At 35.6% G+C, this 21,815-nt stretch carries 31 protein-coding genes and 2 pseudogenes; 30 read left to right on the top strand and 3 right to left on the bottom strand.

Annotation, left to right across the window (positions count from 1 at the left end; translation table 11 throughout):
- Positions 1 to 427, bottom strand: a pseudogene (locus F938_RS24980) (transposase); the annotation flags it as partial.
- Between the two features lie 11 nt (positions 428 to 438).
- On the opposite strand from F938_RS24980, the gene F938_RS05855 reads away from it, so the two are divergent.
- Complete coding sequence (locus tag F938_RS05855; RefSeq protein WP_005030243.1) at positions 439 to 1,635, top strand: Shedu immune nuclease family protein; 1,197 nt, start codon at positions 439 to 441, stop codon at positions 1,633 to 1,635.
- A gap of 121 nt (positions 1,636 to 1,756) precedes the next feature.
- On the top strand, positions 1,757 to 1,975 hold the full coding sequence (locus F938_RS05850; RefSeq protein WP_005030241.1) for a YodC family protein: 219 nt from the start codon (positions 1,757 to 1,759) through the stop codon (positions 1,973 to 1,975).
- Positions 1,976 to 1,977: 2 nt separating this feature from the next.
- Here the strand turns inward: F938_RS05850 and F938_RS05845 are convergent, their stop codons facing one another.
- Complete coding sequence (locus F938_RS05845) at positions 1,978 to 2,484, bottom strand: hypothetical protein (protein WP_005030238.1); 507 nt, start codon at positions 2,482 to 2,484, stop codon at positions 1,978 to 1,980.
- Between the two features lie 198 nt (positions 2,485 to 2,682).
- Between F938_RS05845 and F938_RS24670 the strand changes: the two genes are divergently transcribed.
- A complete protein-coding gene (locus tag F938_RS24670; protein ID WP_005030236.1) occupies positions 2,683 to 4,440 on the top strand; it encodes a hypothetical protein in 1,758 nt (585 codons plus the stop codon).
- A gap of 182 nt (positions 4,441 to 4,622) precedes the next feature.
- Here the strand turns inward: F938_RS24670 and F938_RS05830 are convergent, their stop codons facing one another.
- Positions 4,623 to 5,075 carry a helix-turn-helix domain-containing protein gene (locus F938_RS05830; protein WP_005030234.1) on the bottom strand — a complete coding sequence of 151 codons (453 nt, stop codon included), beginning with the start codon at positions 5,073 to 5,075 and terminating at the stop codon, positions 4,623 to 4,625.
- Positions 5,076 to 5,158: 83 nt separating this feature from the next.
- Here F938_RS05830 and F938_RS05825 point away from each other — a divergent pair, with 83 nt between their 5' ends.
- The 27 genes and pseudogenes from F938_RS05825 (at position 5,159) to F938_RS05700 (ending at position 21,762) form a co-directional block, all read left to right on the top strand.
- Positions 5,159 to 5,350, top strand: a complete 192-nt coding sequence (locus F938_RS05825; protein ID WP_005030231.1) for a hypothetical protein — start codon at positions 5,159 to 5,161, stop codon at positions 5,348 to 5,350.
- Positions 5,340 to 5,495, top strand: a complete 156-nt coding sequence (locus F938_RS24110) for a hypothetical protein (protein WP_005030229.1) — start codon at positions 5,340 to 5,342, stop codon at positions 5,493 to 5,495. Before F938_RS05825 ends, F938_RS24110 begins: the two co-directional genes overlap by 11 nt.
- Positions 5,492 to 6,217: a phage antirepressor KilAC domain-containing protein gene (locus F938_RS05820; RefSeq protein WP_005030226.1), complete on the top strand. Its 726-nt coding sequence runs from the start codon at positions 5,492 to 5,494 to the stop codon at positions 6,215 to 6,217. The genes F938_RS24110 and F938_RS05820 overlap by 4 nt, the downstream gene beginning before the upstream one ends.
- 78 nt (positions 6,218 to 6,295) lie before the next feature.
- Positions 6,296 to 6,616 carry a hypothetical protein gene (locus tag F938_RS05815; RefSeq protein ID WP_005030225.1) on the top strand — a complete coding sequence of 107 codons (321 nt, stop codon included), beginning with the start codon at positions 6,296 to 6,298 and terminating at the stop codon, positions 6,614 to 6,616.
- A complete protein-coding gene (locus F938_RS05810) occupies positions 6,613 to 6,861 on the top strand; it encodes a hypothetical protein (RefSeq protein WP_005030223.1) in 249 nt (82 codons plus the stop codon). The genes F938_RS05815 and F938_RS05810 overlap by 4 nt, the downstream gene beginning before the upstream one ends.
- Before the next feature lie 79 nt (positions 6,862 to 6,940).
- A complete protein-coding gene (locus tag F938_RS05805; protein ID WP_005030221.1) occupies positions 6,941 to 7,861 on the top strand; it encodes a hypothetical protein in 921 nt (306 codons plus the stop codon).
- Positions 7,862 to 8,609: 748 nt separating this feature from the next.
- The gene (locus F938_RS05800) at positions 8,610 to 9,326 is read left to right on the top strand and encodes a TIGR04255 family protein (protein ID WP_005030219.1); all 717 of its coding nucleotides are present in this window, start codon (positions 8,610 to 8,612) and stop codon (positions 9,324 to 9,326) included.
- 9 nt (positions 9,327 to 9,335) lie between these two features.
- Entirely contained in the window at positions 9,336 to 9,656 is a 321-nt protein-coding gene (locus F938_RS05795; RefSeq protein ID WP_005030216.1) for a hypothetical protein, read from the top strand.
- Positions 9,657 to 9,673: 17 nt separating this feature from the next.
- Positions 9,674 to 10,306: a hypothetical protein gene (locus F938_RS05790; protein ID WP_005030214.1), complete on the top strand. Its 633-nt coding sequence runs from the start codon at positions 9,674 to 9,676 to the stop codon at positions 10,304 to 10,306.
- A gap of 51 nt (positions 10,307 to 10,357) precedes the next feature.
- Positions 10,358 to 10,597, top strand: a pseudogene (locus F938_RS05785) (hypothetical protein); the annotation flags it as partial.
- A 23-nt stretch (positions 10,598 to 10,620) separates the two neighbouring features.
- Complete coding sequence (locus F938_RS05780; RefSeq protein ID WP_005030210.1) at positions 10,621 to 11,097, top strand: DUF2280 domain-containing protein; 477 nt, start codon at positions 10,621 to 10,623, stop codon at positions 11,095 to 11,097.
- Positions 11,075 to 12,601: a phage terminase large subunit gene (terL, locus tag F938_RS05775; protein ID WP_005030208.1), complete on the top strand. Its 1,527-nt coding sequence runs from the start codon at positions 11,075 to 11,077 to the stop codon at positions 12,599 to 12,601. Before F938_RS05780 ends, terL begins: the two co-directional genes overlap by 23 nt.
- Before the next feature lie 8 nt (positions 12,602 to 12,609).
- Positions 12,610 to 13,950 (top strand): DUF1073 domain-containing protein, encoded by a 1,341-nt coding sequence (locus tag F938_RS05770; protein ID WP_005030205.1) that lies wholly within the window; start codon positions 12,610 to 12,612, stop codon positions 13,948 to 13,950.
- Positions 13,895 to 14,701: a phage head morphogenesis protein gene (locus F938_RS05765; protein ID WP_005030203.1), complete on the top strand. Its 807-nt coding sequence runs from the start codon at positions 13,895 to 13,897 to the stop codon at positions 14,699 to 14,701. The genes F938_RS05770 and F938_RS05765 overlap by 56 nt, the downstream gene beginning before the upstream one ends.
- A gap of 62 nt (positions 14,702 to 14,763) precedes the next feature.
- Positions 14,764 to 15,252 (top strand): hypothetical protein, encoded by a 489-nt coding sequence (locus tag F938_RS05760; RefSeq protein ID WP_005030201.1) that lies wholly within the window; start codon positions 14,764 to 14,766, stop codon positions 15,250 to 15,252.
- A gap of 63 nt (positions 15,253 to 15,315) precedes the next feature.
- Positions 15,316 to 15,744: a hypothetical protein gene (locus tag F938_RS05755; RefSeq protein ID WP_005030199.1), complete on the top strand. Its 429-nt coding sequence runs from the start codon at positions 15,316 to 15,318 to the stop codon at positions 15,742 to 15,744.
- A 55-nt stretch (positions 15,745 to 15,799) separates the two neighbouring features.
- On the top strand, positions 15,800 to 16,993 hold the full coding sequence (locus tag F938_RS05750) for a DUF2213 domain-containing protein (RefSeq protein ID WP_005030197.1): 1,194 nt from the start codon (positions 15,800 to 15,802) through the stop codon (positions 16,991 to 16,993).
- 12 nt (positions 16,994 to 17,005) lie between these two features.
- Positions 17,006 to 17,476: a structural cement protein Gp24 gene (locus F938_RS05745; RefSeq protein ID WP_004682567.1), complete on the top strand. Its 471-nt coding sequence runs from the start codon at positions 17,006 to 17,008 to the stop codon at positions 17,474 to 17,476.
- Positions 17,477 to 17,482: 6 nt separating this feature from the next.
- Complete coding sequence (locus F938_RS05740; RefSeq protein ID WP_004682565.1) at positions 17,483 to 18,457, top strand: DUF2184 domain-containing protein; 975 nt, start codon at positions 17,483 to 17,485, stop codon at positions 18,455 to 18,457.
- A 13-nt stretch (positions 18,458 to 18,470) separates the two neighbouring features.
- On the top strand, positions 18,471 to 18,857 hold the full coding sequence (locus F938_RS05735) for a hypothetical protein (protein WP_005030196.1): 387 nt from the start codon (positions 18,471 to 18,473) through the stop codon (positions 18,855 to 18,857).
- A gap of 9 nt (positions 18,858 to 18,866) precedes the next feature.
- Positions 18,867 to 19,250, top strand: a complete 384-nt coding sequence (locus F938_RS05730) for a DUF4054 domain-containing protein (RefSeq protein WP_005030195.1) — start codon at positions 18,867 to 18,869, stop codon at positions 19,248 to 19,250.
- Between the two features lie 9 nt (positions 19,251 to 19,259).
- Positions 19,260 to 19,445, top strand: coding sequence for a hypothetical protein (locus tag F938_RS05725; RefSeq protein WP_005030193.1), 186 nt, complete (start codon positions 19,260 to 19,262; stop codon positions 19,443 to 19,445).
- A gap of 7 nt (positions 19,446 to 19,452) precedes the next feature.
- Positions 19,453 to 19,929 (top strand): hypothetical protein, encoded by a 477-nt coding sequence (locus F938_RS05720; RefSeq protein ID WP_005030192.1) that lies wholly within the window; start codon positions 19,453 to 19,455, stop codon positions 19,927 to 19,929.
- Positions 19,922 to 20,362 (top strand): hypothetical protein, encoded by a 441-nt coding sequence (locus tag F938_RS05715; RefSeq protein ID WP_005030191.1) that lies wholly within the window; start codon positions 19,922 to 19,924, stop codon positions 20,360 to 20,362. Before F938_RS05720 ends, F938_RS05715 begins: the two co-directional genes overlap by 8 nt.
- A 63-nt stretch (positions 20,363 to 20,425) precedes the next feature.
- Entirely contained in the window at positions 20,426 to 21,193 is a 768-nt protein-coding gene (locus tag F938_RS05710) for a hypothetical protein (RefSeq protein WP_005030190.1), read from the top strand.
- A gap of 6 nt (positions 21,194 to 21,199) precedes the next feature.
- Positions 21,200 to 21,511: a hypothetical protein gene (locus F938_RS05705; protein ID WP_005030188.1), complete on the top strand. Its 312-nt coding sequence runs from the start codon at positions 21,200 to 21,202 to the stop codon at positions 21,509 to 21,511.
- 26 nt (positions 21,512 to 21,537) lie between these two features.
- Positions 21,538 to 21,762 (top strand): hypothetical protein, encoded by a 225-nt coding sequence (locus F938_RS05700; RefSeq protein WP_005030186.1) that lies wholly within the window; start codon positions 21,538 to 21,540, stop codon positions 21,760 to 21,762.
- The last annotated feature ends 53 nt before the right edge of the window (positions 21,763 to 21,815 follow it).

Raw genomic sequence — 21,815 nt, 5'->3', positions numbered from 1 at the left:
AGCTTCAGTAGCCAGTCTGCAATCATCTTATTTTGCTCATCTAATTGAGCTTTATAACGATAACAGGTTTGACTAAGTTGAAAGATGAAGCAAGCTTTACTCACTGAAATCTTGAATTGTTCAACGGCTCGCTGAGCAAGAGATTTACGTTGTACAGGCTTTATAACTTCTTTGACAGTGCATCCTGAAGAATATCTGCTTTAAGGCGTTCGTCAGCATACATACGTTTCAGACGAGCATTTTCAGCCTCTAATTCTTTAAGTCGTGTCATCATTGAAATATCCATACCTCCATATTTCGCTTTCCATTTATAAAATGTAGCGGAATTCATACCATGTTCACGGCATAAGTTAGGCACAGGTGTTCCTGATTCAGCTTGTTTTAAAATACTCATGATTAAGCTATCTGAATATTTAGATGTTTTCATAAAAAATCTCCTTGAACAGGATTATTCGATTTTCTACTTTTGAGTTCAATTATTTTGAGGGGGGATTACCGGTAGATGAGAAACTTAGCTCAACAGGAAGTGTAACTATTAATAGAGTTTTTTCCTTTAGTAAATTAGATAAGTTTAATGAGGAAGATCAATGCATAAAGTTTGTTTTTGGTAATCTTAATGATGATTATTATACAATTGATAGAGATATTTTAGGAATTAGTCATGATTTGTTAATTTATAAGGATTTTAATTTTACCAAAAAAAACTTTATAGCTTCATATAATATTTCTATATTTAGAAAAATTGATGATGCATTGAATGGTAAGGAAATTATTATTGGTGGTGAAAAAGAAGATGCTATTTCTATTGAGGATTTTAATAATTTAATAAAAAACTTTCCTAATACAACAGAACTAAAATATTATTCTCGTATAAGAATATTAAGAGAAATCAATGATTATTTTGGAGGGCTGTCTGAAGCTGAAAAAAGATTGAAGTCAAACCTTGAAAATAGAATTGTTAGACGAGAATCTGATAATAGTTTATATATCAGAGATACTTTTAAAGGATATGAAATTAAAAAATATGAGTTTATCTATGACGAATTGATTGAAATGTTAAATGAGGCTGAGTCATATTCAGAAAATGTTTGGCAAGATAAAATATTAGATCTATTACTTTTGATATTTCCAAAGTATATTAAAGTTATAAAAGAGTTAAATGTGAAGGATTTTTATACCGATTCTAAAAGAGACATAACTAGAAAAATAGATTTTTCATTAATAGATTGTAATGGTAATATTGATATTGTTGAAATAAAAAAACCGTTTGAAAAAGCAATTTTGACTTCTAGACTTTATAGGGATAATTATGTACCCAAAAATGAATTGTCTGGTTCAATTGTGCAAGTTGAGAAATATATATTTCATTTGAATAAATGGGGTGCCAGTGGTGAGCGTACAATAAATGATAAGTATAAGGATAAATTGCCAAGTGGATTAAGTATTAAGGTAGTAAACCCTAAGGCAATGATAATTCTAGGTAGAGATAATAATTTTAGTGATAAGCATAAATTTGATTTTGAATTTATTAGAAGAAAATACTCTAATGTTTTAGATATTATGACTTATGATGATTTATTGAGACGTGTTAAAAATATTATTTCAATGCTTAGAAGTAATCAAAATAATCAATAGCTTATGTTTATGATGTGGATCTAATTCAGATAGGATTTTAATTAAATTATATCACTTCACATTGTATTATGGTTGGGTATAGTGGTATCTTCTAAAAGTCAAAATTTCAAGAGATAATTATATGGGTAAATTTAATATTGGAGATGTTGTCTATTTAAAATCAGGTAGTCCTGCAATGACAATAAATAGATTGATTGAAGAGCGCGGGAACGTTGAATGCGTTTGGTTTGTTGAAAATGAACAAAAGCAGTTTATATTTAATGAAGATACCCTAATTCCTAAAGATCCTAAATCCGGTTTCATCGAAGTTTGGAGCAACTCGGAACGTTCATCTTTTTAATTTTAAAATAAACCTAAATACGAAGAAATTATTAAAATTGCACTCGGTATGTTTTCTAGTCCGGCATCAAGTAGCTTAGTTGTTAAGTGTTTAATACTTTCTGCTGGTAGTTCATCGAGAGTATCTAGCATTGTTTTCTTCTTCTCTTCTGGTAAATCGGAATGATGGATATGATTTGCTAAAATTGCTTTTAAAGTAGTAGCTTCAAATTTTACAGTCACCACATTTAAGATTGCTGAAAGACCGCCATCATCAGCAAGAAAATCCATACCTTTATGTGTAATGGTTGGTAGCTCAAACTGCAGACCAAAATTTCCACCAAACCCAGTTGTTTTCATTAAACTTTTATTTTCAACTAGTCCATGTTGCATAAGATAATATAAATTTATGATCACTTTTTCGTATTTTTCTGATTTAAATAAGTAATCTTTATCTAATTCATAATGCTTTGGGTATGTTGTACTAAGTTTAGTAAGTAATTCAAGTTGAAGTTTGCGATCCAGAATCATAATAAATTCCAATAATTACTCTTAAATTTTAGGGTCTAAAGTATTGAATTTTTAAATTTTAACTAAGAGGTTGTCTAATTCTTTTTCAAAAAAACCACCCTCAAACAATACATCACCTTACCTTAAAATTCTACCCCACAAGTGGGGTGAGTTGGGGTATATTTAGGGTTTAGATTTCAATGAATTGGAATAAGATGTATGGGATTGTTGGATGAGAAAGCTAAACATATTAACGATACATATATTGGGGTGTGGAAGCTGATTCAATTGTTAAGTCATACAAATAGTTATGCAGAAATAGGGGCATACCTAGGCCATATAAATGCTCATACAGGTACGTTAAAGCTTTATCATTTAAATGCATTCTATCAAATAAATGAGGTATATCTATTACATGGAATGTATGCTGTTATGCAAGATATAATTGAAGAATTAATTTATGAAATAAATGATCTGAATAAAGATAAAGAGGGAATTCTTGATGATGTCAAGTTAAAAGGAGAAAAATATTATTGGAAAAGATCTGATCTAACTCAATTCCAAGAACTTAAAGATATACTTACTCCGACTCAAATAGTAGAAGTATCAAGTATAGGTGGAAGGTCCAATGTTATAGATTCCAAACCTACAGAAATGTACTTATCTTATTGGAATAACAACATTCTTCCAGAAATTAAAAGAGCAAAACAGATATCACTTTTTGATTTAATCTTATTAATATCAAATCACTATTTGAAAAGTACAAAAATTATTGGGGATTTTATATTTTCTTATATTTATGTTAAAGATGGATTTTTAAGAAAAGAACAAGAAGAAAATATTTTAAGGATTATAGAATCATTACATAATCCCATGAACATCGATAAGGACAATCCATCTGTTCACTCTATACTGAAAAAAATAAGTGTAAGTAATGATTTTTCTGCAAGTGATTATGAACTACTTCATATCACAATTTTTGATACTAAAATATTATCAGATCTTTTTTTATCCCAAGATAGAGATATTCAATATTTTGAATCTACTATATTGTTCAAGCTACCTAATCAGCAACAAGATCATCTATTAAAAGAAAATGAAAAATTGAAATATGAAATAAAGCAATTACAAAAGCAACCAAATGTATTAGAAAAAACAAATAATAAAAATTTATATGTATCTGATTTATTGAAAAGTAATAATGATAAGTTTTGTTCACTTGTATATCTTATTGAGGATTTTTGCCATACATTTGATATGTTAATTTATGAGTTATCTACATTTCTACTTTTGAATGAATTTGAAAGTCAAACTATAGTATATGTTAATATTAATAAAATAAATTGCATCGCTTTAGATGCATATAGCTCTACAAAGGCTGTACATCACATTTTAAATATTTTAAGTGATAAAAAGTTTAATAGCACAAGATTTGAAAATGGATACGATGATGATTTGATGTGTGAATTAGGGCATATTAATATTGAAATAAATAGCCTTTATAATTTTAAAGCTTTAAATGATTTAAAAGTTAATATCTGCTCTGGCAATAAGGTCTTTGGTTCGGCTAATTATGGCGATTTAAATATAAAAGAGGTAAATGATACTTTACGAAATTATAGAGAGTCCCAACCTAAAATATTTAGTGATGAATGGTATGACATGCATCCTAAATTGAAAGAAGTTAGAGATGTTGTCCCTCAAGAAAAACCCAGTACATTTGCCGAACATATAAACAAACACCCTGTTCTTCAGCCAGATCATCCCAATCATGCGCCAGAATTGAAACTTGCTTTTGAATTGTGGGAAGAAATCTATGTAAATGGTAAATACGTCGAATCGCACAGTAAATCAGTAGAGCAACTTTTATCTGAAAGGGGCTACGAAGTACGATCTGTTAAAACATTAGATTTGACCAATCTTGCTAAAAGAATAATTGCTATTACAAATAAAATTAATCCCAAAAAAAACAAGTAATTAATTATATGTCACACATATGTGACACATGAGATAGTTCAAGAAGCCTTTTATGTGTCACAAATTAATTTATATATGACACTTGTATGACACCTTAGTATTTTTGATGTAATAAACCCATCCTAACAGCAAGATGGGTTTTTTATGGAGACTATAGTTTTAACAAATAAGTCAGCAGTGACTTACTTTTTGGGATTGTTTTTATCAATATCATTAATCCAATTTTCAAGACGAGTAATTCGTTCCAATATATCTGATGACAAATCATCTTTATCAGTATTAATTATTTCTCTAGCTTCTTTAACTAAGGCTTCTTTTAATAAGTCTTGTGCTTCATCTTCAATACTTCGATTTTTCAAAAGAGCAATTCGTTTTAATTTTTCATATATCTCACCTGCCATAGGAACGACTAAATATTCATTTGTTCCTGAATTTTCGCCTTTAAGTAGAAACTCAGGTGTAGTACCTAAGAATTCCGCTAATTTGTGAATAGTAACAGAACGAGGAATACTATTTTTCACTTCATAATCAGATATTTGTTTTCGGCTTAGTCCAACATGATCAGCTAATTGTTGTTGAGATAAATTCATTTTTGCACGCAAATGTTTTAAGCGTTCGCTAAAAGAATTTTCCATAAAGTTAGTCTCACTTATTGACAAGTTATAAAACCTATCTTAACCTATCATAAATTATCAAATACGAGAGGTAATGATAATAAATGTATACTTTTTCAATTGATGACGAAATTGCAGATATCGTCAAACAAGCAGCAAAACGCGAGAACCGTACTACTCGTGGACAGTTCAAACATTTACTTATAAACGCATTAATACAGCAAGGATTATATCCTAAAAACCAACCAAAAGGTGTCAGTGAACCTATCAAGAATGGAAATCAAAATGAAATCTAAAGAATCTGTATATGTAAAAGTCCGCTTGGAAGTTGATTCACATAAGCAACTCAAGGCGAAAGGTGAGCGTGATGAACGTTCAATGAATTATTTAATTAATAAGGCTGTTAAGTTATTAATTGCTCAAGAAGGAGATAAAACATGAATGCAATTGTACCTTTGCAAACACAATCTATGAATAGTTTAGAAATTGCTGAACTTGTTGAGAAACGCCACGACAATGTTAAACGCACTATCGAAAGTCTTTTAAATACAGATGTTATTGTCCAACCTCAAATTGAGGATGAACAATCTAAAGATGCTATGGGGCGTATTCGCACAACTCAAGTATATAAATTCAGTGGAGAACAAGGCAAACGTGACAGCATCATCGTAGTTGCTCAACTTTGCCCAGAGTTTACGGCTCGTTTGGTAGACCGTTGGCAAGAACTTGAAGCACAAGTGGTAAAACCTGTTGATCCGATGCAGGCACTGTCGGACCCAAATATTTTACGTGGCTTACTACTCGGGTACTCAGAGAAAATGGTTGAACTTGAACAGAAAGTTGAAGTTATGCAACCAACTATTGATGCCTTTGACCGAATTGCAACAGCAGATGGAAGTTTGTGCTTAACGGATGCAGCTAAGACTTTACAGCAAGAACCACACAAATTTAACAAGTGGCTAAATCTGAATGACTGGATCTATAAACGGACAGGTAGTAAACACTGGGTTGGTTATCAGGAAAAGATTAAAGCCGGTTATTTAGAACATAAAGTACGAGATATCCAAATGCCAGATGGTTCAAGCAAAATCACAGAGCAAGTAAGAGTTACACCAAAAGGACTAACTCGACTTTCTAAATTATTAGGTAATAAAAATGATTAATTCAAACAATAAAAAAGCCCTCACGAAACTTGGCGGAATCAAGGGCTTTTGGATTGCTAACATTAAGGAATATTAACGATGAACAGTATGACTCAAATACATCGCAATATCAACTTTGCTGCTTTACTGAGCTTTGAACAGATCCAGCAATATGAAACTGATGAAGTCGGCATGATGCGCCGGTTGACATTGGCATCATTAACCAAGTCATTCGATGAGTTATTAGAACCTACAATCCATAGTGAAGAAGGTGCGGAAGCATTTTTACAGTTACTCGATTGCTCAGCTAATTGTATTGAATATCTAAAAGATATGTTACAGCTGGCAGAACAAGCTAAAGTACGATTAGGTATGGTTGGAAATGCTTACTTAGAAAAACAACAGGGAGCAGGGGAATGAATATAACCATCAAAGAACCTGTAGCTGTGATTGAAGCTGATCTGAAGCACATGATTGAGCTAATTTCTTATGCCAGTGATGTTGCTGAACAGCTCAATGTCATGTGCAAAGTTATTGAAGAAAAAGCAGATAAACATGGAGATATTAAGAAGCTGGCTCATGTTGCTCGTTGTCATGCTGAAAGCTGGGCAAACCTGTTTGATGTAGATCGAGAGGAATATCAGAATAAATATTTTCCAAAGTAATCAGGACTCAGCCTTGCTTGAGCAGGGCTAATCCTTACAATTAATTTGAATATACCCACTAAAATTACAAGGGGGAAAAATGTCAGAACAACAATTTAAACAGATTCATGATTTTAACGAAATTTTAACTCGTCCAAATTTTATAGAGTCTGCGGTCATTTCTAAACAGGAAGATGGAATTAAGCTCAAAGAGCTTGTTGCACATTACCAGTTAAAAGAACGTGTGAAATGTGGAATTGCTCAATGTGGCACTAAACATTTAATGGGGTACGTTGTGACCTTATCGAATGGCAAGGAAATCATTATTGGGAATAAATGCGGTAAGAATAATTTTGGTGTGGATTTCACAAATAAAGAACGTGAGTTCAAAAGCCAAAGAGAACGTGCAGAACAACATCAATTTATTAAAGATACATTTACAAAGTTGCCTGAACTTAAACAGACTTTTGAAAACGTATTGCTTCAATCAGGACCATTAACTTTTATTGATATTCAAAAAGCCGTAAAGGGGTTCAATGGTGAAGCATTTGATTATTGGATGCTTCAAGTAATTCGAAGTAGAGTTTCTTCAAATGGTGTGATAACTGAAGAAAGATTTAAGACTGAGGAAGAGCGAGAGATCGAAGAAATTTTTAATGAAGGTATGAATAAGAGTTATGTAAGTGATACCAAAATTGTTACTGTCGCCGTGATTGAGCATTTTGATATCGTAGCAAATTGGCATAAAGCTGAAAAGTTAAAAGCATATTTTGAAAAGATACATCGGGAGATAAGAGATCCTGCGGGTATGCCTAATGATGTATTTAAAAACCTTGTTAAGGATTTACGGCTATACGACCATAATTTGCGTGAGTTGAAAGAGTTTTGTACTTATGGGAACAGACTTCTTACAAAAGAGAATCTTTCGAAATTATCTGTACTGTTTAATAAGAGTGATGAACTGAAAAAATTGAATGGTTTTATAGAGAGTATTAGTCAGAGAATTAAAGGGGTATTGTGATTAACTGGGCAAGTATCCAAGAGATGCTCTTTGTATTCATTGGTTAAACTTGTAATACGGTTTGATTTTGGCATCCAAATGATTCTTGACCTTGATCAAAGCATATGGCATATTTCTGTTATAGTCGTGCAAGTTGTAAGTAGACGACACGACTAACAAGATATTCTCGAATGTCCAAGTGCCTTAGCAATTTACGAGATGGTGACGGGAACAATGAAAGGACAACCCCAACCCCCTAGATTCAGTGGGTATTAGCGCATAGACAAAATGCAAAGTGAATCAGTTAAGTCAGAAGAGGCTCACAGAAATGTGGGCTTTTTTGTTGCCAAAACCTTTGACATTTTTATTTAAAAATGTTTCATAAGGATATGATTTTGAATGGAAATGTTTTGATATTTTGGGTGACAAAATGAAGGTAATAAAACAAATCCTCTGCCGACACGTTTGGGAATATTCAGATTTCTTCACAGTGAGAGAGTGTAGGAAGTGTGGGAAGGTGGTGCAGGCTTAGTTGCATTACACTTATAAAAGCCAAATAACAACAGATTGATGACGCTTCTCGACAGAATTTGACGCTTTATATTTTTTTATCCTTTGACTTTATTAATTTATCTAAGTTGACACTGATTTTATAAATGTCTAATATTGCCTAATATAGTCTAAAGGCTACTATAACTATTTCTCTGAGAACTTTTTAGGTTTTGACTAAGTTCGCATAGTATTAAGAATGAATTTTAAAGGTAATTTCATGTCATCAAGTCCACTAATAGAAGTGGTTTTCGAAGTTAGGTTCGCACCTAAAAATAATTTTGCTACGGAATTATTGATAGCGATTAACCAAGTATTCGGCAATCATTTAAGTATTATTCATGCTGATGGCTTGCAATTTCCTGCTGAGTTAAAGGCTCAACAACAAGAGTTTTATTACGTTCCATCATATAGAGTTAACTATTCATTATTTTCTCTATGGATTTCTGATGGCGCACTAATTGTATTAATGAACACATTAGATTCTCAATATAAAGGATGGTGTGACTTCAAAGAAATTCCTTTACAAATTATTGAAATTTTAAAAAGAAAAGATAAAGTTAATGAAATTCAAAGATTTTCGTTGAAATATACGAATCTAATTCCAACGGAATTGGCCCTAAAGGACCTAAATATTTCATTAAAGATTGGTAATAAAGATTTAAATGAAAGTGAAAAACTCTCCTTGAAAACCGAAATTAAAGAAGGTGATTTCATTAGCATTACTGATATATCTTCACATGTAGAGCTTGAAAATAGAAGTGATATTACTGGCGAAACTAGGAGATTAGCAGGAACATTATTTATTATCGATGTGATTAGCAATAAAGGAATAAGTGGTTCAGAAAATGTAGATGCTGATTTTTTAGAAGGTCTAGAAATTTTGCATACTAAAGCAAAGCAAATCTACTCAACAATTTATCAAAATAAAAATTAGGAGATATTTATGAGCAGTTTGAATGTTCGTGCTTCAATTACTCCAACTCTAACTGGCGTAATATTTGCAACAGCTTTGGGTGGTGCATCTATTAGCACTTATGCTAATCATAGTATGCCTAGTAATTATGAAGCATTGTATAAAACACCACAGATTGATTTAAATAAGACTTCTCAAACTTTTTCATCTGTAGTTTTATCCAATCAGTTTAATATTCATGAAACGGATAATCTGATGATTCAAGTTTTTGAAAAAATATCAAAAGATTCAAAGCCTTTAAATGAAAAATTTGCTAAAATCCTATCAGATAACATACTAGATTTATTCTGATTATATAGGGTCTTAGAGTGGTTGCTACTGATAAGTTTTCTCGATTACTTCCTAATTACTTAACTGATGCTACAAGGAAGAATTTAGATGCAGCTTTAAAGGATTTCGTACAAAACGAAAGAATTACTCAAGACCCATTTAGCCCTTTTAAAAATGAGTATTTCTTACAAGGGGATCTTGTAAGAAATGTACCCTTTTCTTATTGGAAAAATAATCAATTATGCACAGCAGTCGTACCACAATGTATTATTTTAAGTAATACGTGTGATATTGATGTAGCTAATTCAAGAAGAATTCCTTTAGATTGCCTATTAGCTCCAGTAATAAGCTTGGAAAAATATGAGGCCCTTTTAAGAAGAGAGGGAGCTACGGAAGATGAGCTTAAAAGTTTTAATCAAAATTTAATGCAATATAAAATTACCAACTTATTTCATTTACCAATAGATAGTAATGGTAAATATGCTCCGCATGAAAAAGGTTATATAGTTCAATTAGATAAAGCTTATTCTTTACCAAGAATAGTACTTGATATCAAACAACATGTTAGATCTTTGAATCAATTCTTTTCTTATCTTTTTACATTTCAAATCTCAGTAAACTTATGTCGTTTTCATGACAAGGTGGATAGAGATGCAAATGTATGTTTTTAATATTTTCATAAATTAAACCAACCTCCTTCGGGAGGTTTTTTATTGGGTGACATTTATGATCCATCTCAATACAAAAAGCTCACTAAGAAATCGGAAATTAAAACAAAACCAAGATCAAGACCTTTACTTAAGGCAAAAAAAGCATACATAGAAGCACTTGAAGACTTTGAGCAACCGCTGAATGTATTCAAAATTAAATATGAGAAACTATTCCAATTTGAATCAACAAAACATTGGTGTTTCGATTTTCATCTTATTGAGCAAAGAATTTTAGTTGAAATTTTAGGTGGACGTTAGTGGACGGATGATGATTTATGGCAGCTCTAAAAAAAGAGGTTAAGCTCTATATAGTTAGGTCACTTGCTGTGTTTAACACACCATCAGAAACTGTGGAGCTCGTCCACCAAGATTTCGGAATAAAAGTTACTAAGCAGCAATGTGAGAAATACGACCCAACAAAGCGATCAGGTGAAAATCTTAGTGAAGAACTGAAGAAAGATTTCGAAAAGACGCGTGAAATGTTTTTAGGTAAACCTGAAAGTATTCCTATAGCCAATTTGGCTGTACGACTTCGACGATTAGAAAATCAATATCAGAAGCATTCTAAGAATCGTGTAGCTGCTTTAAATATTCTCAAACAAGCTGCTGAAGATGTAGGTGGCAAATACACCAATAAAACAGAATTGACTGGTGCGGGCGGTGGACCACTTCAAAGTGAAAATACCACATATGTAACGGCAACACCTGAAATGATAAAGCAGGTGTGGGATGAACTCGAAAGTAAATACTAGTTTGCTAGAAATGCAAATGGAAAGGGAGCGTTGTGAAAGAGAACATTTGTTCTTCACACGCCGTTTTTTCTTACCGAGGATGGGGTTTAAATTTTCGGTCAATTGGCATCATGAATATATTGCTGACAAGATTGACGAGGTTATAGCTGGTAATGTTAAGAACCTAGTTATTAATGTCCCACCCGGTAGTGGTAAAACTGAACTTTTAACAAATCTTATTGCCCGTGGTATTGCTAGAAATGCCCGATCAAGATTTTTATATTTATCATTTTCTCAGTCATTGGTTGAGGATGTTTCAGCAACAGCACGTAACATTGTAAAGTCAGAGGATTTTCAAGGGTTATGGCCAGTTAAAATTTCCACTAGTACAGATGCAAAATCAAGTTGGAAAACTACCGTAGATGGTTACGATGCAGGGCATGTATATTCAGCTTCAATGGGTGGTCAGGTTACTGGTCGCCGTGCTGGTACATTAGCCAATGAGGGATTTACAGGGGCGATTATTCTTGATGACCCTCTCAAGCCTGAGGATGCATTTAGCCAAACTGCAAGACGCAAAGCAAACCGTAAAATTCTAAATACGGTCAATTCACGTAAAGCGCGTTCCGATACACCAATCATATTGATCATGCAGCGTTTGCATGTTGAAGATCCGACCAACTTTGTGATGACTGGAAATGTTCCTGGTGAATGGGAACAGATCAGTATTCCAGCGTTGATTGATGATGATTATATAAATCGGCTACCTGAAAACATTCAGCGAAAAATCCCGCGTGATTTTGAAAGGGACGAAAAAGGTCGTCAGAGTTATTGGCCATTAAAAGAATCTTTACAGTCTCTACTGCAGTTGGAGCAAGGTGGACAAGATAAAGACGGAGCCACTGTCTCCCGTTACACATTTGCCAGTCAATATCAGCAAGCACCTAAAAAACTGGGTGGTGATTTGGTTAAAGCTGAATGGTTTGGACGTTACCTAAAATTACCTGTTCTTAAATGGCGGGCAATCTGGGTTGATACAGCGCAAAAGACGAAAGAGCATAATGATTATTCTGTATTTTTATGCGGTGGTCTTGGGCATGACGGTAAACTTTATATTATTGATGTGAAGCGAGGTAAGTGGGAAGCACCAGAGCTGATCAAGGAAGCTAAGTTATTTATCAATAAGTATAAAGAATCCAATACAGAAATTGGCAAGCTTCGATATATGGCCATTGAAGATAAAGCTTCAGGTACAACGCTTATTCAAACCATTTCACGACAAACTACATTGCCGATCCGAGCCATTCAACGAAGCATAGATAAACTCACACGCACAATGGATGTAGTGTTTTATGTTGAAGATGGCATGGTCATGTTGCCAGCATCTGCGCCATGGCTATTGAACTATGTAGAAGAGATAGAAGGATTAACCGCTGATATGACACATGATCATGATGATCAGTGGGATCCTACCATTGATGCGATTAATGACACTGTTGCAAGTAAGCCAACTGTATTTGATTAGGAAAAATTATGGCTAAGAAAAATAAGCCTGACGCTATCGGCGATGCAGGGGCTTACACTAATTTTGTGTCTAATATCGGCACAGGACGTGATAAAGCATCACATGGGCATTTTGTGCGCCGTGATATTGGAGATGATCAACTTGAAGCGGTATATCAGGATTGGTTAGCGCGTCGAATTGTGAATCGCCCAGCAAGCGACATGCTTCGTGCTGGATGGTTTTATGAAGGGATTCAAGGCAATGACTTGGCAAAACTGATTGAAGCCTGTGACAAATACAATCTAAACAAAATATTACTGTCTAGTTTGATTCTATCTCGCCTGTATGGTGTTGTTTACGTTTTATTAGGTACAGCAGATGGGAAAACTTTAGATCAACCATTTGAGCTTAAAAAGCTTGGAATTGGACGATTAGAGTTTTTTACTGTCATTAAAAAGAAATATGTCACGGCAGATAAAACTAAGTATTTAACGCCACAAGAAAGCGGTGGATTACTTAAACAGCCTGAATTTTACAAATTACGTTTTGATGATGGGAAACCCGAACAGCGTATACATCACACCCGGTTAATCAAAATTTGTCATGCAGATGTTGTGAATGAAGAACCACAAAGCATTTTACAGGAAGTTTATAACGACTTATTGGACCATGCGAGTGTGAAACGTGGTGCAGCAAGCTTAGTGCACGAGGCAAAGATCGATATTATCCGTACACCAACCCTTGTCGAAAAAATCAAGGAAGATATGAAAGCCGTGACTGAGCGTTTTTTAAGTGTGGGTTTGCTTAAAGGCTTAAACGGCATGTTGGTTTTGGATAAAGAGGAAGAGTACGACTCTAAATCTTATACATTCGGTGGCTTGCCTGAAATGATGCGCGAATTTTCGATTCAAACCTCAGGTGCAGCGGATATTCCTTACACCATTTTATTTGGGCAGTCACCTGCAGGTTTAAATGCTACTGGTGAGCATGACACTCGTAATTATTATGACGGAATTGCTACAAAGCAAATATGGGATGTAAAGCCAGCATTAATGAAGTTTTTAGCTGTGATTTGCCAATCTACATTTGGTCGGCAATTTGCAGGTTTGAATGTGGTTTTTAATCCATTGTGGCAATTGGATGCCAAAGTCCGTTCTGAGGTTGAGAAAAATAACAAAGAACGTGATCAAGGTTATTTGGATATGGGTATTTTGACCGAGCCACAAATCGCACGTCAGTTGCAAATTGATGGCGTTTATTCTGTGATTGATGATGATCACATTAAGTTATTGGAAACGATGGTGGAAACGGACAATGAACAAGACAATTCAAATCCTAAAGCCATTCCTCCAACAAGCGAAGAAGAGTAAACGCGGTAGAAAGGCGAAATTAAAACCGATCAAGGTAAATCGCCGTATTGAGTTGTATTACACAAGACAACTTTTAGCGATCGCTCACTATTGCCAAGAACAGACCAAGGAGATTGTTTTACCCACCATTGGCGAAAACATTGGTGACAGCTGGTTCACTGAAATGTTTTCTAAAATTCGGGATAAAATTGTTCGATATGTTTCCGAAACATCCAAGCCATTAGCAACCAAGGTTGTAAATGATGTAAGGCAAGAAGTGGATAGTCAAATTGCCAATCATACTAAATCATCAATTGGTGTGGACTTAACGCCTTTCTACCAAGCAAGTGATATTCAAACCACTGTAGATCAGTGTATTGCTGCCAATGTATCGTTAATTAAATCGATACCGCAGCAGTATGCTGATAAATTGGAAGCTTTGGTTTTAAATGCTTTGCAGACTGGACAAACCAATGAAGAGCTTGCTTTAGAAATTCATAAGCTAGGTAAAACTACGGAGTATCGGGCGCGCTTAATTGCGTCTGATCAGATGGGTAAGATTAATTCTAATATCAATAAGCAACGTCAATTGGCTTTAGGTGTTGAATCTTATACATGGCAGACGGCCAAGGATGATCGAGTACGTCCAGATCATCAACATAAGCATGGTAAAACTTTTCGATGGGATGAACCGCCAAGCGGTGGGCATCCTGGTGAACCAATTCGCTGTCGTTGTGTGGCGTTGCCAAATTATGAAAATATTTTGGTTTAGATACTTGAAATATAAAAATTTACCCTCAATAAATATAATTATCATTCTTTATTTATAAAATTATGAAATCACAACTTAGAAAAGCAATTTTAGAATGGCTTAGAGGGCAGGAAGATGGTTATTTGTTTAATAACCAAAACTTTTTAACTACAGCTGGTTCTCAATATCTTTCATTTAATGGACACGTATTAGTTAGTGATAAAGTCTTCAATACATTTAAAGCTCCATGGCAACCCTTAAATGCAAGTATTGAAATTCCAGTGAAATTAGGGGATGAGAATTTTATTTTGACCTTTAATTTATTTAAAGTCTCTAGTACACCTGATAATTTTTTAGTTATTGCATCTAACGGAACAGAAGCTGAGTTTAAATATTTAAAACGTCAAGTTTTGAAGAATGATTTAGAGAAAATGGAGAACTCATCAAATGATGCTTTACTTGTAAGTTCACGTGTCAGAAATGAAGATGGTAGCTATCTGTCAAAACAAGATGCATTAAATGAAGTTGAAGTGCTAAAAAGTTGGTTAATTGATCAATCTTTATGGAGTTAAACGAAATAATGTTCACATTGGTGGGTATTTATTGAGATAGGTAACAAATCAGGAAAAATGACAATGACGCAACGATACGCTATAGGAATGACAGATCGCCAGGCTTTTGAAATGGCTGTGTTAGGATTGCAAAAAGCATTTCAACTCTTAGAGGACGATAAGGAACAAAGACTGGTATTAATTGTTCCTCTTTATAATTTTTCAGATACTTGGTTAGGCAAAGCGATTGATGCAGTTAAGGCTTTAGGGTTTTCAGCAGAATTATTAGAAAAAAATAGAGTGATCAAAATCGATAAGGTGAATATTGAATTACTTTCATCTGCACATATAGATCGAGCAAAGATTTCTGATGTTTTAGTTGCTTATTTATCAACAGATAAAGATTTGGTTAAAATTGATAATCTTGTTGCAGTAAAGAATGTAGTTTTTATCCCTCATCTCCAAGAAGAGTTAGATGGTTGGATTGAAAAATGGAATCCCGAAATTTTATAAAGCTAAATATCAATAGAACCCACCATTATGGTGGGTTTTTTTATGAGAAAAATTTATGAAAATCCTATATCAACTCAAAATTGGTGACTTTGCGCCAAGTGAATCATCACGCTCATTTACCAAAGAAGGGTATTTGAAATGCGTTAATGTTCGCTTAGCGAAAGCACCGCAGGTACGGCAGTACTACGCCTATGAATTCCCATCATTAGAGGGATTCACGGCTGACCAAAACATTAACGTCTATACACCTGCAGATGAACTTTTTAAGCCTGAATCGGTTGCAAGTTTTAATGGTGTGGATGCTACTGACTATCACCCACCTAAGAATGAGATTAACGCCTCTAACTGGAAAGATTATCACATTGGCTATTGTGAGAACGTGCGCCAAGAGGGTGATTATTTGGTGGGGGATTTGCTTATTAAGGATAAGGTTAGTATCGATCTGATCCAAAGCAATGAGCGCATTGAAATGTCGCTTGGTTACGCAGCACTTCTTGTTTTAGAAAATGGTACTGCACCTGATGGCACGCCGTACCAAGCGAAGTTTATTAATTTTATTGGCAATCATGTGGCACTGGTGAAATACGGTCGCTGTGGTGGTGATTGTCGCATCGGTGACCAAAAACCAAGCCCAAAGGGGAAAATAATGGAAGTAGAAGTAAATGGTATCCGCTTCGATATCGGTGATAACAAGCCTTTAGCGGATGCCTTAAACATCCAAAAACAACAATTGGAAAATTTAAAAGCGGCCAAATTAAAAGTGGGCGATAAGCAATTTTCTATCGGTGATGAATTACCTGCAGTACAAGCGGTCGTTGATCAATTACATACAGACAAAGCAACACTTGAACAGAAAGTCGGTGATTTGGAAAAAAATCAAATGACACCTGAAAAACTAGAACAAGCAGCAGCTGAGCGTGCTTCGGTCATTGCTGATGCTAAAGCATTATTGCCGACGGTCAAAACTGATGGTTGTACATGCGAACAGATCAAACGTGATGTGATTGCATCAAAAACAGGTGACAGCCTTGTGACAGCGGTTCTAGGTGGTGTAACTGTAGGTGATGCAAAGCCTGAACAGGTTGATATGGTATTCCGTGCCTTATCAGCCGTAAAAGGTACTAACCCATCAAATCCAGTGGGTGATGCTCTTAATTTCCAGCAACAACAAAAAGTTGGGGATCAGGATCCAAACTTGGGTAAACAAGAGCAGGGCTATAGCAAAGCGACTGCATATAAAACAATTTAAGGAAGGAACATCATGGTTCAACAATATGATGCTGCACCTGGTATGAAAGCTCGTTTAAATGGTCCAGAAGATATTTTGTCTTTACCGTTTTCGGGTGCTGGTGTGGCCAATGATGGTGATGTGGTCATTATTAATACTGATGGTAAATCAGTTTCCAATGTGACAGATGCAACCAATAAAAAATATGGGGTAATTATTCGCCATGGTGTTGGTAAGTCTGGGAAGAATTCAGCTGGTAAGGAAGCATACCAAGCCACTGACATGGTACCAACCATGACAATTGGATCACTTTGGGTAAAAGCCACAACACCTGTAACAGACATTACAGCAAATGTTTATGTCAAAACCGCCAACGGTACAACTGATGCGCCGTTAGGTTCCTTATCACCATCTGCTACAGATGGTACTCAATTGCCTAATGCATCATGGGAGACGATTTCCAATGCACAAGGTTTGGCTGTTGTACGTTTACGTGGGGCATAACAAATTATGAGTAAACTCGCTCAGATGAAGCTACGATTGACTCCCGTAGCTCAAATTGTTCAAGCTGCTATTGGTGATGCATTTAACTTTGATGCATTGGCACAGCTTTTTGTCAAAATTGAAGAACAAAACGAAATCACACCGCAACTTGAGCAGGTCATGGACTATGCCAAGTATATTCCAGTAATGCCTGTAAACGGTGTCTTTGGTGGTGGTGAGGTGCTTTCACGTAAATGGGGCGTTGGTATCGGTAAAGACTATGCAGGTACTGGCAATGATATCCCATTGGCTGAAGTTGAATATGACACAGTTGCATTGCCAATTAAGGTTGGTACGATCGGTTATCAATATTCAATTATGGAGCTTGAAGCTGCTCAAAAACTTGGTATGACCTTAGAAGCCGATAAAGTTCAGTCAGCACGTTTGGCAGCAGAAAAGCATTTAAGCCAAGTTGCATGGTACGGCAATAGCAAAACTGGTGTTAAAGGCTTCTTGGATCAGACAGGTGTAACGGTTGTTACTGGTCAGCATAATTGGGCAACAGCCACAATTGAACAGATTCTTGGTGATTTTAATGCCAGCCTTTCTGATTCCGAAAACCTATTTGATGGTGATGTATCGGTACAGCCTGACACATATCTCATGGCATCAAACCAATATATGCATTTATCAACACGTGTGGTACCTGATTCAGGTGGTAAGACATTTCTTAAATATATCGAAGAAAATAATATTTTTACCACACAAGGTAAGACATTAACGATTCGTGGTTTAGGGCGTTCAAATGGTAAAGGTACCGCTGGCGCAGATCGATCAGTGATTTACCGCCGTGATCCATCATGTATTCAAATGAAATGTGATGATGTTTCTTTCTTGGCTGCTCAACCTGCAGGTTTGGATATCAAAGTACCTGGTCATTATAAATATCAGGGTGTTTGGTTGAAGCGTGTTGATTCGCTTCGCTATTTGGATCATGCATAAGGTTTAAATCACTATGAAATATTCATATTTATATAGCGGCTTACAAGCCGCTTTTGTTTTTTCTGGGCTTGCTGTTTTACCTACTGGTGTGCCGACTTCTGTTGATGAAGATGTACATAAAGCATTATCTAAAAATAAGTTTGCTAAACATCTGATCGATTCAGGTGATTTAACTGTTACCGAAATTGCTGAAGATGCTGTGGTAAAAGCAACTGGCAAAGGTGCAGGTAAAACATCTGGCAAAGGAAAGACTGAAGGTGCGGCATCCGATGCAGCGAAAGCGGCTGGTGAAGCAGAATTAGCCACAGTTCAGGCTGAATTAACCGAACTTGGTATAACTTTCGCTGATGACGAAACGCTTGAGCAACTTCAGGCTAAATTAACCCAAGCCAAAGAATAAAGGTGGGCTATGGATCCGCAGACGTTTCGGGAAAAATTTAAATCAGATTCCCAACTTTATAATTCAAGTGACACTGAGATAACAGAAGTTTTAGAAGAAGCTGAACTTGTTGTGTCTGTTATTGAATTCGGGAAGCTGAAAGAGCGTGCTGTAGGTTTATATGCAGCACATATTCTGAAAGTTCAAAAAACCAACCCAAATGGCACAGCTATTTCAAATGCTTCGAGTATGTCTATCGCTGGTCAGAGTGTGAGTTATGCTCGATCATCTAAAGAAACATTCTATGACCAAAGCATTTATGGCCAACGCTATTTGGCATTAAAAAATTCAATCCCGATTGATGACAAAGGCACCAATCCTAATAGTTTGAGTGTTGGTGCTTTTGTTATTTAGGAGAAAGGTATGTCATTTAAATATCAAGCACCTGAGACATGGAAAGCTGAATCTCTTACGATTTCAGGTGTAAATTATGAAGTGAAAAACGGTATTGTTTCATCTAATGAAGATATCTATTTTGCTTTACAGCCTTTGCAATTCTCTCGTTATGTTGAAGAACCTAAAAAAGCTGTAGCGGTTACTGCTAAATAGGTGACTTATGGTTGATTCTGTAGATGTTCACATTCAACTCAATGAAGAAAATAATCGCGTCAAGGTTGAAATACGTCGAACAATCACAGCATTAACTTTAAAACTTCAAAGGATGGTGCAAGAAGACATGCTAAGCGGTCAGAGGTTGAATGTTCAATCTGGTCGGTTACGTGGTTCACTTGCCTCAAAAGTTGAAGAATCTGGTGGTGTGATTGAAGGGATTGTCTCAGCGGGTGGCGCGCATGTTAAATACGCATTTATCCATGAGTTTGGCTTATCTGGATCTATTGGTATAAAAGAACACATGCGACATATCAAGCAAGCCTTTGGTAGACCTATCACCCCACGTGATGTTCTTGTCAAAGCACATAGTCGCAATGTAAATGTTAAAGAGAAGCGGTTCATGCGTGATTCACTGGATGAAATTGCCAAAATTGTGCCCAAAGATATCGACAAGGCGATTGAGCGAGGTTTGAATGGATAGTGAAATTATTTACCAAGCCTTATTTGATCGGCTTTCAAATGTTCAAGGAATGGTTTCAGTTAGTCGGCGTTTAAAACATTTCAACCATGTAAATAATGACCAACGTCCAGCATTGTTTGTTACACAAGGGAATCAAGCTGAAAATCCTGTAAAGGGATTGAACGCTAAGATTATTTTAAGTGCTGACTTGTATTTATATGTGTACGAAGCTGATCCAGTTAAAGCAATTTCAACACAAATAAATATCTTTGTTGATGCTGTTCGTGAAGCCATTAAGCCTGATTTTCCAGAGATATGTGAATATCAAACCTTAAATGGCTTGGTTGAGCATTGTTGGATTGATGGAACAATTGAGGTTTATGAGGGTGTAGACGGAATGCTGGATGGACAAGGGATTGCGATTATTCCTGTCCAAATATTAACAACCAATTAAACAATTAACCTAAATTATGACCGCCTAAATGGCGGTTTTGTCATTTTAAAGAGGTCAAAATAAATGGCTCAATATTTATTTGGTGCGGGCAAAATTTTTGCTACACCTATTTTAGATGTTTATGGACAACCTATAAACAATCCCACACCTGTTGAAGTTGGAGTAATGCAAAACACTTCCGTTGATATTTCATACGATATGAAAGAATTATTCGGACGTGGACAGTTTGCTGTAGATGCAGCGCGTGGAAAAGGTTCAATTAAGTGTAAAGCGACTATTGGACGTATCAGTGGCGCATTACTCAATTCAATCTTCTTTGGTGGTGTGATTGCAGATGGTGGACTGGAAGTGGTCACTCAAACCATCAACGGTGAAAAAATTGCAACAGGCGGTACAGTTACACCTGTGGTACCAAATGCAGGCACCTATGTTAAAAACCTTGGTGTGACCGATGCCAAAGCCATCCCATTAACACGTGTTACTACAGCACCAGTTGCAGGGCAATACAGTGTAGATGAAGCGACTGGCGCATATACATTTGCCACTGCTGATGTAGGTAAAGTTGTATTTATTAGCTTTAAATATTCCGCAACAGTGGCAGGTGCAAAGTCAGGCTTAGTCAATAACCTTGATATGGGTTACACACCTGAATTTTCAGTGAACCTACAGCGTGAATATAAAGGTAAGTTCATGGGCATGGAGTTTTTCCGTTGTACCAGTAACAAACTTGGATTTAGCTCTAAACAGGATGATTACGATCTTCCAGAATTCGAATTTCAACCGATGGCAGATAATCTTAATCGCGTATTTTCTTGGAACACTTCGGAGTAATCATCAATGCAATTTAAAGAAATTGAAAATCCACGCGGTACCATGATTCAAATTGATGGTCATCCTTTTGTTTTTGCGCCGTTGTCACTTGGTGCAGTTGAAAAGCTTTTACCAGCACTACAAGGCTTTCAGCCAAATGATGTGGGTACAGTGATCGATGTTGCACATAAATCTTTGAAGCGTAATTATCCTGAAATCAGTCGTGATGATGTTGCGGACTTGATTTACATGGATCAGCTGGAAGAGGTGATGGGTGCTGTTATGGCAGTATCAGGACTAAAAAATAAAGAAGCCCAAGAAGGTGGATCGGGGGAATAGACTGGGAGGAGCTTTATACTCATTTAATGATGACTACGGGCAAGGAATACGATTACATCCGTAATCATATGGATTTGCCTAGAATCAAAGCATTGAATGAGTATCACACAAAGTTTCCTCCCGCTGATGTCGGCGTTCAGCGCCTTTGTCGAATTTTAGAGGCATTTATGGGGATTGAAGATAATTCACAGCCCCAAGATGATGATGAAGATGATTTAGAAGAAGTATTAAATGCATTTCAACAAGGGTGATTTCGGTCGCCCTAAATTAAATATTTAATGTAGTAGTTTTAATTTATCAGTGA

It is taken from the genome of Acinetobacter bereziniae LMG 1003 = CIP 70.12 (assembly GCF_000368925.1).
In the GTDB taxonomy this organism is placed as follows: Bacteria; Pseudomonadota; Gammaproteobacteria; order Pseudomonadales; family Moraxellaceae; genus Acinetobacter; species Acinetobacter bereziniae.
This window is presented reverse-complemented; position numbering and strand designations above follow the sequence as displayed.